The sequence below is a fragment of the Peribacillus sp. CSMR9 genome (assembly GCF_033141925.1).
Taxonomy (GTDB): Bacteria; Bacillota; Bacilli; order Bacillales; family DSM-1321; genus Peribacillus; species Peribacillus simplex_A.
The window spans coordinates 100,561-113,569 of the sequence record NZ_JAOPHO010000004.1; the positions used below are offsets into that span (position 1 = coordinate 100,561).

Consider the following 13,009-nt stretch of genomic DNA (forward strand, 5'->3'; position numbering starts at 1 on the left):
ATTTATCTGATTTCTATTAAATTTGAAGATTGAAGAGTGAAATAAAGGGAATAGGGGAAAGTATAGTATGTTGGCTTTTATTAACAAAGGAGGGAATTTTTTTGTCTGATAAATCCAAAAAAACCAATGATGAAGCGCAAGAAACATTAACGAACAGGCAAGGGCACCCCGTAACGAATAACCAGAGTCTTAGAACTGTAGGGAACAGAGGTCCAAGTACACTTGAGAACTACGATTTCCTGGAAAAGATCAGCCACTTCGATAGGGAGCGGATTCCTGAACGTGTCGTGCATGCCCGTGGTGCAGGTGCACATGGTTATTTTGTTCCGACTGGTAAAGCAGGGGAAGAGCCGATTTCAAAATATACGAGAGCGAAGGTTTTTCAGGAAAAAGGTAAAAAAACACCGGTATTCGTGAGATTTTCATCTGTTATTCATGGAGGGACGTCACCGGAAACGCTACGTGATCCCAGGGGGTTTGCCGTAAAATTTTATACGGAAGATGGGAACTGGGATCTTGTAGGGAATAATCTGAAGATATTCTTTATCCGAGATGCCATGAAATTCCCTGATCTGATCCATGCATTCAAACCGGATCCGGTTACGAATATCCAGGACGGAAGAAGGATTTTCGATTTTTGCTCCAGCTCCCCAGAAACATTTCATATGATTACGTTTGTTTTTTCCCCTTGGGGCATTCCTGCCAATTACCGCATGATGCAAGGGTCAGGGGTAAATACTTATAAATGGGTGAATGAGGAAGGCAAGGCCGTACTTGTCAAGTATCACTGGGAACCGAAACAAGGGATCAAGAACCTGACACAGAAAGAGGCTAATGAAATACAAGCTACGAATTTCAATCATGCCACACAGGATTTATATGAAGCGATCGAACGTGGGGACTACCCGGAATGGGATCTAAACGTACAGATCATGAGTGATGACGATCATCCTGAATTGGATTTTGACCCACTGGACGATACAAAGATCTGGCCGAAAGATGAATTCCCATGGCTGCATGTCGGTACGATGGTATTGGATAAGAATCCGGAAGACTATTTCACTGAAGTGGAACAAGCTGCATTCGGCACGGGTGTCCTAGTGGATGGATTGGACTTCTCGGATGACAAGATGTTACAGGGACGTACTTTTTCTTATTCCGATACACAGCGTCACCGTGTTGGCGCGAATTACCTGCAATTACCGATTAATGCTCCAAAGAAACGGACAGCCACGAATCAGACTGGCGGACAGATGCAATATGAAGTTGGCAGGGGGGACCAAAGCCCCCACATCAACTACGAACCATCAACAGTTGGCGGTTTGAAAGAAGCTGAACAGACGGGCAAGGAGTATACACCTATGGTAGAAGGGAAACTTGTCCGTGAGACAATCGATCGCCAAAGCAATACGAAGCAGGCCGGTGAAACATTCCGTGAATTCGAAGATTGGGAAAAAGATGATTTAATCTCCAATTTAGTGTCGGCATTGGCTCCTGCCGACAAGCGCATTCAGGTAAAAATGATTGCCCTCGCTGAAGAGGCTGATGAAGAGTATGGCCGCAGATTGAAAGAGGGATTAGCCTCGGCTTCTGAAAATACTGAATCTTCAAAACCTCTGGGTGGAACGGATAACCCGGAGGTCGCAGTTAGAAAAGGACATGAAGCCGATCCATATTGATTGGTCTGAAAAGAAGCAAACATCCCTTTAAAAGGGGTTTGCCTCTTTTTTTTATGGGCATAATTGATGGATGGGTGGGTGGAACGATCTTCTAAGGATGCTTTTGAAAAACTAGTGGGAAATTAATTGGCAAAAAACTTCATAATCATTTAAACTGAAACTACTCTATTTTTCTCTTATAAAGGAGATGAAAAAATGATTAAAATTCTTTCTGCCCTTTTCTTTCCTTGTCTACTTGTCATGCTATTTTCAAGAGTCACCTATAACAATGTCGTGGGCCTTGTTTTAACTGTTGCCTTGATTACAGCTTCTGCATATAAAGGTTATACGCATACAAACTTATTGATCATCGTTGATGCCTTATCCCTTACAGTGGGATTTTGGTTATCAAAAAGAATGATGAAACGAACATCCAAGAGCGCCTGACATCAAAGGTGCTTTTTTTTTCTAAAAACTTTCCATTTCCCTCAACAAACTATGAGTCCATAAAACCAAAAAATAGAATGGATGTTCGCTTATTGCTGGTTTGTTTTGAGGCTATTGTGGTAGAATGAGTATATATACTTTCTTAAACCGGAATAAATAGAAGGGATATGCTCATGTCCCGTTTTCATATAAAAATATTTCAATAGGAGGCTATGCTTGGTGAAGGATAAGTTTGAGTTAGTCTCAAAATACTCTCCTCAAGGAGATCAACCTGCAGCAATTGAAATGCTTGTCGAAGGCATTAAAGAGGGAAAGGAAATGCAGACATTATTGGGGGCAACGGGGACAGGGAAAACGTTTACCGTTTCGAATGTTATTCAACAAATCAATAAACCGACACTTGTCATTGCCCACAATAAAACGTTGGCAGGGCAGCTTTACAGTGAGTTCAAAGAGTTTTTCCCTAATAATGCCGTTGAATACTTCGTCAGCTATTATGATTACTACCAGCCAGAAGCTTATGTTCCCTCCACTGATACATTCATCGAAAAAGATGCAAGCATCAATGATGAAATCGATAAACTGCGTCACTCGGCAACCTCGTCATTGTTCGAAAGGAAAGATGTCATCATCATTGCCAGTGTTTCGTGCATATATGGGCTGGGTTCTCCGGAAGAGTACAGGGAGATGGTTGTTTCTCTCCGTACAGGCATGGAAATAGACCGAAATGCCTTGCTCCACAGGCTCGTGGATATTCAATATGAGCGGAATGATATTGCTTTTCAACGGGGAACTTTCCGCGTTCGCGGTGACGTGGTTGAAATTTTCCCGGCATCACGCGATGAACATTGTGTACGGGTCGAGTTTTTCGGAGATGAGATAGACCGTATCCGTGAAGTCGATGCCCTGACTGGTGAAATCACAGGTGAACGCGAACATATCGCTATTTTCCCAGCTTCCCATTTCGTAACCCGAGAAGAGAAAATGAGGATAGCCATTCAGAATATCGACATGGAACTGGAAGAGAGATTAAAGGAATTAAGGGAAGATGAAAAACTTCTTGAAGCACAGCGCTTGGAGCAGCGGACCCGTTATGATTTGGAAATGATGCGGGAAATGGGCTTTTGTTCAGGGATAGAGAACTATTCCCGCCATCTAACGCTTCGCCCATCAGGTGCGACACCTTACACTTTAATGGATTACTTTCCAGAGGACTTCCTATTGGTCGTGGATGAATCACACGTTACCCTTTCGCAAATCCGGGGCATGTTCAATGGAGATCAGGCACGAAAGCAAGTGCTTGTCGATCATGGCTTCCGTCTGCCGTCTGCAAAAGATAACCGGCCTCTAAGATTTGAAGAATTCGAAAAAAAGGTCCATCAATCCATATTCGTTTCGGCAACTCCGGGACCATATGAACTCGAACATACGCCAGAAATGGTTCAGCAGATCATCCGTCCAACCGGATTGCTGGATCCAACGATTGAAGTGCGGCCAATTGAAGGACAGATAGATGACTTGATCGGTGAAATACAGGAGCGGGTCAAAAAGAACGAACGTGTCCTCATTACGACCTTAACGAAAAAGATGTCTGAAGATTTAACTGATTATTTAAAGGAAATTGGCATCAAGGTCCAATACCTTCATTCGGAAGTGAAGACCTTAGACAGGATAGAAATCATCCGGGAACTGCGAATGGGCAAATATGATGTACTTGTCGGAATCAATCTATTAAGGGAAGGCCTGGATATTCCGGAAGTGTCATTAGTGACCATTCTGGATGCCGATAAAGAAGGGTTCCTTCGCTCGGAACGTTCGCTTATTCAAACGATGGGCCGTGCAGCCCGTAATGCAAACGGCCACGTTATCATGTATGCAGACCGCATCACGAATTCGATGGAACTTGCCATCAATGAAACGAGGCGGCGCCGTGAAATACAGGAAAATTATAATAAAGAGCATGGAATAATGCCTCAAACCATTCAAAAGGATATCCGAGACTCCATCAGGGCCACACATGTAGCCGAAGAAGGAGAAGCGTATAAAGAAGATCTTGCACCAAGCCTCGCGAAGCTCCCTAAAAAAGAGCGTGTTAAAGTGATGGCAAGCATGGAAAAAGAAATGAAGGAAGCTGCTAAGGCACTGGACTTCGAGCGAGCTGCCGAGCTACGTGATTTATTACTAGAGTTAAAAGCGGAAGGGTGACGAAACATGGCAATGGATAAAATTGTGATAAAAGGCGCCAGGGCCAACAATTTAAAGAATATTGATATCACGATACCGAGAGACAAACTTGTTGTGCTAACCGGATTATCCGGATCTGGAAAGTCTTCCTTGGCCTTTGACACGATTTATGCAGAAGGGCAAAGACGTTATGTGGAATCACTGTCCGCTTATGCGCGTCAATTTTTGGGCCAAGTGGATAAACCGGATGTCGATGCGATTGAAGGTTTGTCACCAGCCATTTCCATAGACCAGAAAACGACCAGTCGAAATCCTCGTTCAACCGTAGGGACTGTTACGGAAATCTATGATTATTTAAGGCTGTTATATGCACGGGTGGGCAGGCCGACCTGTCCGATCCATAATATTGAAATCACCTCACAAACGATTGAGCAAATGGTGGACCGCATCCTTGATTACCCTGAGCGAACCAAGCTTCAGGTATTGGCACCGCTTGTCTCAGGCAGAAAAGGGACACATGCAAAGGTTTTGGAGGAAGTTAAGAAACAAGGATATGTCCGAGTTCGTGTGAACGGGGAAATGCATGATCTTAGTGATGAGATCACTCTCGAAAAAAATAAAAAACATTCGATTGAAGTCATAATAGACCGGATCGTCATTAAAGAGGGTGTCATGGCGCGGCTGGCAGATTCACTGGAAAGTGCTTTGAAGCTTGGCGAAGGCAAGGTCATCATTGACGTTATGGGTGAAGAAGAGCTGCTGTTCAGTGAACATCATGCTTGTCCATACTGCGGATTTTCGATTGAAGAGTTAGAGCCGAGGATGTTCTCCTTCAATAGCCCTTTTGGAGCCTGCCCGGATTGTGATGGTTTGGGGGCGAGGCTTGAGGTGGACCGTGATCTGGTCATCCCGAATAAGGAATTAAGCCTCCGTCAGCATGCTATTGCGCCATGGGAGCCGACGAGTTCTCAATATTATCCCCAGCTTCTTGAAGCGGTAGCCAACCATTATGCGATAGATATGGATATGCCCGTTAAAGATTTACCGGAAGATAAATTGGAGAAGGTCTTGCTTGGTTCAGGTAAAGATAAGATTTATTTCCGTTATAAAAATGATTTTGGAAGAGTGCAAGAAGGATATATTCCTTTTGAAGGAGTTTTAAGAAACATTGAAAGGCGCTTCAAGGAGACGAGTTCAGACTTTATTCGTGAGCAAATGCAGAAATATATGTCAGAACACCACTGTCCAACCTGTAAGGGTCACCGATTGAAAAAAGAGAGTCTTTCTGTGCTCATACAAGGGGCCCATATAAGTGAAACAACAGCTTTATCAGTGGAAGATGCGTTAGTATTTTTCGATAAGCTTGATCTGACTGAAAAGGAAGCTGCAATAGCGAGATTGATTTTACGTGAAATTCATGAGCGGCTCGGTTTTCTAGCCAATGTAGGTTTGGAATATCTGACGTTGAGCAGGGCGGCAGGAACATTATCAGGCGGCGAAGCGCAACGTATACGATTGGCGACGCAGATCGGTTCCCGATTGACAGGAGTCCTGTACATCTTAGATGAACCATCAATAGGGCTGCATCAGAGGGATAATGATCGATTAATTGAAACGTTAAAGAATATGCGCGAAATCGGGAACACCCTGATTGTTGTTGAGCACGATGAAGATACGATGCTTGCAGCGGATTATTTGATCGATGTTGGTCCTGGAGCAGGAGCCCATGGGGGAGAAATAGTGGCCGCTGGGACTCCGGAAGAGGTCATGAATAATCCTAAATCGTTAACGGGCCAATATTTAGCAGGGAAGAAATTCATTCCTTTGCCATTGGAACGCCGGAAGAATGATGGCCGTGTCATTGAAATAAAGGGAGCCAAGGAAAATAATTTGAAAAATGTTAATGTAAAATTCCCTCTTGGAGTCTTTACAGCCGTTACAGGAGTCTCGGGATCAGGGAAAAGTACATTGGTGAATGAGATCCTCCATAAGTCTTTGGCTCAAAAGCTGAATCGGGCCAAAGCTAGACCAGGAGATTTCCGTGAGATCAAGGGCATTGAGCATTTAGACAAAGTCATTGATATTGACCAATCACCGATCGGTAGAACGCCACGATCAAATCCAGCTACCTATACAGGTGTATTTGATGATGTTCGTGACGTTTTTGCCTCGACTAATGAAGCGAAGATCCGCGGTTATAAAAAAGGACGGTTCAGTTTCAATGTGAAGGGCGGCCGCTGTGAAGCTTGCCGTGGTGATGGCATTATCAAGATTGAAATGCATTTTCTCCCTGATGTCTATGTCCCCTGTGAAATCTGTCATGGGAAACGTTATAACAGGGAAACGCTTGAAGTGAAATATAAAGGGAAAAACATCTCTGACATTCTCGATATGACAGTTGAGGAAGGCGTTAGTTTCTTTGAAAATATCCCGAAAATCAAACGTAAGCTACAAACGATTTTTGACGTTGGCTTGGGTTATATCAAGCTTGGACAGCCTGCGACCACTTTATCAGGGGGGGAAGCGCAAAGGGTGAAACTTGCTTCTGAACTGCATCGCCGTTCCACTGGGCGCTCCTTTTATATCTTGGATGAACCAACTACAGGACTTCATGTCCACGATATAGCGAGGTTGCTTGAGGTCTTGCAGCGGCTGGTTGACAATGGGGATACAGTTTTGGTGATTGAGCATAATCTGGATGTCATCAAGACGGCGGACCATATTATTGACCTAGGTCCGGAAGGCGGAGACAAGGGCGGAACGATCGTCACTTATGGTACACCTGAAAAAATATGTGAAGTGTCCGAATCATATACGGGGAAATACTTAAAACCAGTACTGACTCGTGATCAAATTCGTATGGAAAATTGGATTGAAGAAAAAGAACAAGAGCATGAACATGCTTAAAAGAACAAGCCGGCCGGCTTGTTTTTTTTGTAGAAAAATGACAGTGTGCATTTAATCAATCATTTGATTAAACAATAGGTAAACAAGATATTTCCGGGGAAATCGTACAATTCCCTTTTCGGAAATTGTCATTTTCCTTTGTCGAATGATGGGAAAAATGGTATTTATGAAACTTTTTAGATATCTGGGCGTATGTATAAATAAAATGATAGGAGAAAGCGAGGAATGTTCATGCAGGAGGAAAGAAAGAAAATTTTAGAAATGATTCAAGATGGCAAGCTATCAGCGGAAGAAGCTATGGGCCTTTTAGAAGAATTAGAAAAAGCTAGTCAGGAAAGTGAAGCAAAAGAGCAGAAATTACAAAATGAATTATCGACGGTTGTCGTGGATAAGCAAAGCGAAGGAAGCACTCAGGATACGTTTAAGAAGAATATCCAGTCATCGAAAGAAAAGATTATTGATTTCGTTGAAACTGCTTTTAAGAAAATCAAAGAAACAGACCTTGATTTCAATTTCGGGAAATCTGTGGAGGTCAGTCATATTTTTCAGCATGATTATGATTTTCTAAATGAAGTTGATGTAGATATAGCAAATGGGAAAATAAGAATCGCTACATGGAATCAGAATGATGTCCGGGTTGAATGCCAAGCTAAGGTATACCGGGTGGAGGATATGGAAGAAGCTAGGAAAAACTTTTTGGAGGAAGTCGATTTTTCGATCGAGGATGGAAAGATGAAGTTCAAGGTTCGTGAAAAATCCATAAAGGTCGATATGATCATGTACATTCCAAGGAAGGAATATGATGACATTCATGTAAGGATGTTCAATGGTGCAATCACGACAGAGTCATTGAAATCAGAGAACCTTAAAGCAAAAACAGCGAATGGTGCCATTCATATCATGCAGGGTACAGGTGATTCGTGTGAGCTTGAAACGGGTAATGGAATGATCACCATTTCAGATACCAACTTTAATTACTTGGAAGCTGAGACCCTGAATGGAGCGATTAATGCCGATGGGTACTTCAAGAAAGTGGATGTTCAAACTTTCAATGGGGAAATCGTCTGTACAAATTCAGGGATGGATTGCGATTCAATACATGCTAAGTCAGTTACAGGAAAAGTCCAGCTGATCCTGCCACAAGGTAAGGCGATTGAAGGAGAGTTAAAATCTAACTTAGGAAGCTTTAATGTAAGCTTGGAAGGAATGACCATCATCGAAGAGAAAAGTGATGTCGTTCAAAAGGTCCTTAAGTTTAAAACGGTTAAAGAAGAGGTCCCTGTTCTTCATGTTTTTGCAGAAACCAAGACTGCTGCGATAACGGTTTCCTGAAGAAAAATAAAACACGCTGATATAACTGGCGGGCTCAGAATGTAGGCAAACCCGATGAAAATCGAGTTTGCCTACATTTTTTTTATGGCTTGTACAATTTGGATGTTGATTTCCGCTCCAGACAATCGCTTTTCCTGGCTTGCGCCTGCGGGGTTCTCCCCTAGACGCACTTTTCCTGCCGCACGCTCCTCTCCAATCAACTTTTTTATTGAATTTAGATAGAAACCATACCTAAGTAGTTGAAGGCTTTGGAGTTGGTTCGGGAACATCATTTGTTGAAAGATACGTTTTCCGACTACTTTTGTCTACAAGTGAGCCCGCCGATATAAACTGGCGGGCTTTCTTATATTGGCATGAAACGAGTGTAAGGATTCATGTATGTTCATCTCATCTTTTTCCTATTCACAGGGACCTTCCCGCTGCCATCAGCCGAAGGAAGTGAATAAAAAATCAATAAATCGATAATGCTTTGTTTGGTTATTAACAGAAAAATGCTAAAATAGTAAAAGTATCTCTAGAAATAGCATCGCTCCAAAAGGAGGAAAGATATATGGCAAAAGTCCGTACAAAGGATATAGTTGAAGCGTTCGGCCTAGAACTTATCAGTGGGGAAGAAGGAATTAACCGACCAATTGTGACGAGTGATCTATCTCGTCCAGGACTTGAAATAGCCGGTTTTTTTGATTACTATCCCGCGGATCGAGTACAGCTTTTAGGTATGACGGAGATGTCCTTTTTTAATCGGTTGAATGAACCGGAGCGAATACAAAGGATGGAAGAGTTATGCAGGGACTTTACTCCAGGCATCATCATTACGCGTGGTCAGGAAGTGCCGATAGAGTTGATTGAAGCTTCTGAGCGGGAATCCGTTCCTGTGATGAGGTCTAGTATGAAGACAACACGTTTATACAGCCGTTTGACCAATTTCCTTGAAAGTAGATTGGCACCCACTACTGCTGTTCATGGTGTATTGGTGGATATCTATGGGCTAGGTGTGCTGATCACCGGTAAAAGCGGCGTCGGTAAAAGTGAGACAGCCTTGGAATTAGTGAAACGGGGTCATCGTCTCGTAGCGGATGATTGCGTCGAAATCCGACAGGAAGACCAGGATACGCTAGTCGGGAATGCGCCGGATTTAATCGAACATCTTCTTGAAATAAGAGGGTTGGGAATCATTAATGTAATGACACTTTTTGGAGCTGGTGCAGTCCGGAGCAATAAAAAGATCTCAATCGTCATCAATCTGGAACTATGGGAAAAAAACAAGCAGTATGACCGGGTTGGTCTAGATGAAGAAAAAATGAAAATCATCGATACAGAAGTGACGAAAATAACCGTACCTGTACGTCCAGGCCGAAATTTAGCTGTTATCATTGAAGTGGCAGCCATGAATTACCGCCTGAAACGAATGGGAGTAAATGCTGCAGAACAGTTTTCAGATCGCTTGAATCATGCAATTGCAGATCCGGAACATGATGAATTTTAAAAGGTATATAGGAAAAGAGGGGACAAAATGGAACAAGGAATACAGCCACTGAATCCAATAGCAATTGATCTAGGCCCTATCCAGGTACATTGGTATGGACTAATCATCGGTTTTGGTGTATTACTGGGTCTTATCATTGCTTTAAGGGAATCTGAGCGAAGAGGTCTTGATAAGGAAATATTCACTGATATGATTTTGTTTGCCGTCCCAATCGCGATCATTAGTGCCCGTATATATTATGTCATCTTCCAATGGGAGTACTATTCACAAAACCCAGGGGATATCATAAAAATATGGAATGGCGGAATCGCCATACACGGTGCATTGATTGGAGCGGTGTTAACTGCCATAATTTTTGCCAAGGTCAAGAAAGTCTCATTTTGGAAGCTGGCGGATATTGCTGCACCGAGCTTATTGTTGGGGCAGGCAATTGGCCGTTGGGGGAATTTCATGAATCAGGAAGCACATGGGGGAGAAGTATCAAGGTCATTCCTGGAAAATATGCATTTGCCTGATTTCATCATTAATCAAATGTACATAAACGGTACATATTATCACCCAACCTTTTTGTACGAATCGATTTGGAATATCGTCGGTGTAATCATTCTCTTAAGTTTACGGAAAGTGAACTTGCGCAGGGGTGAACTATTTTTAACCTATGTGATATGGTATTCCATCGGCCGTTGTTACATTGAAGGATTCCGGACGGATAGTTTGATGCTGACGGAATCACTGCGGATCGCACAAGTGATCTCGATTGTGTTAGTAGTTGTTGCCATTGTTTTAGTGGTCTATAGAAGGGTCAGTGGGCAAGCAGTCAAAAGATATTTAGATGAATAGGGAATATGTGTAAAGGGAGAGGGCATAGTGATAGTGGATTCGGTTAAAAAGGGACTTCTATCTGGCTTGAATACAACTTGGTCTTTAGGAAAAGTCATATTTCCAGTTACTCTGATCGTCACTGTGCTTCAATATACGCCTGTATTACCATTTATCATCAACTTGATAGCTCCTTTAATGAATCTGATCGGTCTTCCAGGGGAAGCGGCCATTCCGCTCGTGTTAGGGAACTTCCTGAATTTGTATGCAGCGATAGCGGGCATATTAACGCTTGATTTGACTGTTAAAGAAGTTTTCATTATCGCTATGATGCTATCTTTTTCACATAATTTATTGATCGAGTCAGGTGTGGCGATGAAAACCGGTGTCAAGCTGTGGATTATATTAACAGTAAGGGTCGGGCTCGCGCTGTTGTCAGCAATCGTCATCAATTTTGTTTGGCAGGGCGGATCTGAAATGGCCCATGGAGTGGCTATCGGGGAGACTGTTGAGATTACCGGAGCGGGTGCAATCCTTTTACATGGGGTCATCCAGGCCCTTTCCGGAATCGCCCAGCTGGCGGTCATCGTTATTCCGCTAATGGTAGTGGTTCAAATCATGAAAGATTTGAAATGGCTGGAAGCCTTCTCAAAAGCCCTTGCTCCATTTATGAAGGTCTTGGGGATGAAGCCGAATGCTTCGATGCCTTTCGTGACAGGTTTGACTCTTGGTTTGGCATATGGGGCAGGCGTAATGATTCAAGCAGCGAAAGAAGATAATGTCTCGAAGAAGGATATGACGATTGCATTCATCTTTTTAGTTGCCTGTCATGCAGTTGTAGAAGACACACTGATTTTCATTCCACTGGGGATTCCGGTCTTGCCGTTGTTATTTATTCGCTTACTCACGGCTATTGTTCTAACGATGGCAGTTGCGTATATTTGGAATCGGACTGACAGAGTACAGAGAAAGGGAGCTGTATATGAACGGTAAAATAACTACATTATTATTCGATCTTGATGGGACGTTGATCAATACAAATGAATTGATCATCGCCTCTTTTACAGAAACTTTAAATCATTTTTGTCCTGGAAAGTTCAATCGGGAAGATATCATTACATTCATCGGCCCGACTTTGGTTGATACTTTTTCGTCCATTGATCCAAAACGAGTGGATGAAATGATCGCTTTCTATCGGGAGCATAATTGGAAGAACCATGATTTGCTTGTCACACAATTTGACGGGGTATTCGAAACCGTTCAAACATTGAAGCAGAGCGGCTATAAATTGGCGGTCGTTACGACAAAGAAACGTGATGTCGTCGAAAAGGGTCTGAGATTAAGCAAACTGGATCAGTTCTTTGAAGTGGTGGTCACGCTGGATGAGGTTGAAAAAGCAAAGCCGGACCCAGAGCCTTTGGAAAAAGCTTTAAATCAACTCGGTTCGGTTCCTGAGGAAGCGATCATGATTGGTGACAGTTATCATGATATTTTGGGCGGGAAAAACACAGGGACAAAAACGGCAGGGGTCTCATGGTCCATTAAAGGCCGTGAATTTTTGGAAAGTTACCATCCTGACTATATGCTTGAGCAGATGGCAGATTTATTGAATATCGTTGAGGTTGAAAAGCTCATGGAGGATAGAAAATGAGACGCACGTTCCGCTATCCAGTTGAGGGGGCAAATTCACTATGGCATGTGTATAAGACCGTTCCATTCTGGAAAGTCGTAAAGAATTTTGTGGTGATACAGCTAGCGCGTTATACGCCTTTTCTGGGTATGAAGAATTGGCTTTACAGGACTTTTTTACATATGAAAGTCGGAAAGCATACTTCGTTTGCTTTGATGGTCATGCCGGATGTGATGTTTCCTGAAAAAATATCCGTGGGAATTAATACAGTCATTGGCTATAATACGACGATTCTCGCTCATGAATATTTGATTCATGAATATCGTTTAGGAGATGTAGTCATTGGGGATGAGGTATTGATTGGAGCCAATTCGACCATTCTTCCAGGGCTCTCAATTGGTAATGGAGCGATTGTTTCTGCAGGGACGCTAGTCCATAAGGATGTTCCAGAGGGAGCTTTCGTCGGGGGAAATCCAATGCAAATCATATATACGAAAGAGGAAATGCTTGAGAGGGATCAGCAAACTTCTTTATGAAAAAAGACTT

The 13,009-nt window shown here is 42.8% G+C and carries 10 protein-coding genes; all 10 read left to right on the forward strand.

Going from position 1 to position 13,009, the window contains the following annotated elements:
* Positions 1-101: 101 nt before the first annotated feature.
* The 10 genes from N9I19_RS04770 (at position 102) to N9I19_RS04815 (ending at position 12,999) form a co-directional block, all read left to right on the forward strand.
* Positions 102-1,679: a catalase gene (locus N9I19_RS04770; protein ID WP_317777130.1), complete on the forward strand. Its 1,578-nt coding sequence runs from the start codon at positions 102-104 to the stop codon at positions 1,677-1,679.
* A 195-nt stretch (positions 1,680-1,874) separates the two neighbouring features.
* On the forward strand, positions 1,875-2,105 hold the full coding sequence (locus N9I19_RS04775; protein ID WP_061465576.1) for a CsbA family protein: 231 nt from the start codon (positions 1,875-1,877) through the stop codon (positions 2,103-2,105).
* Between the two features lie 219 nt (positions 2,106-2,324).
* Positions 2,325-4,310: an excinuclease ABC subunit UvrB gene (uvrB, locus tag N9I19_RS04780; protein WP_061466296.1), complete on the forward strand. Its 1,986-nt coding sequence runs from the start codon at positions 2,325-2,327 to the stop codon at positions 4,308-4,310.
* A gap of 6 nt (positions 4,311-4,316) precedes the next feature.
* Positions 4,317-7,196 (forward strand): excinuclease ABC subunit UvrA, encoded by a 2,880-nt coding sequence (gene uvrA, locus N9I19_RS04785; protein WP_061465575.1) that lies wholly within the window; start codon positions 4,317-4,319, stop codon positions 7,194-7,196.
* 225 nt (positions 7,197-7,421) lie between these two features.
* Positions 7,422-8,528: a DUF4097 family beta strand repeat-containing protein gene (locus N9I19_RS04790; protein WP_317777131.1), complete on the forward strand. Its 1,107-nt coding sequence runs from the start codon at positions 7,422-7,424 to the stop codon at positions 8,526-8,528.
* Between the two features lie 550 nt (positions 8,529-9,078).
* Positions 9,079-10,014: an HPr(Ser) kinase/phosphatase gene (gene hprK, locus N9I19_RS04795; protein WP_125159785.1), complete on the forward strand. Its 936-nt coding sequence runs from the start codon at positions 9,079-9,081 to the stop codon at positions 10,012-10,014.
* Between the two features lie 27 nt (positions 10,015-10,041).
* On the forward strand, positions 10,042-10,854 hold the full coding sequence (gene lgt / locus N9I19_RS04800; RefSeq protein WP_317777132.1) for a prolipoprotein diacylglyceryl transferase: 813 nt from the start codon (positions 10,042-10,044) through the stop codon (positions 10,852-10,854).
* 27 nt (positions 10,855-10,881) lie between these two features.
* A complete protein-coding gene (locus N9I19_RS04805) occupies positions 10,882-11,826 on the forward strand; it encodes a nucleoside recognition domain-containing protein (RefSeq protein WP_317777133.1) in 945 nt (314 codons plus the stop codon).
* On the forward strand, positions 11,816-12,484 hold the full coding sequence (gene ppaX, locus N9I19_RS04810) for a pyrophosphatase PpaX (protein ID WP_089361952.1): 669 nt from the start codon (positions 11,816-11,818) through the stop codon (positions 12,482-12,484). Before N9I19_RS04805 ends, ppaX begins: the two co-directional genes overlap by 11 nt.
* A complete protein-coding gene (locus N9I19_RS04815) occupies positions 12,481-12,999 on the forward strand; it encodes an acyltransferase (protein WP_317777134.1) in 519 nt (172 codons plus the stop codon). Before ppaX ends, N9I19_RS04815 begins: the two co-directional genes overlap by 4 nt.
* Positions 13,000-13,009 lie beyond the last annotated feature (10 nt).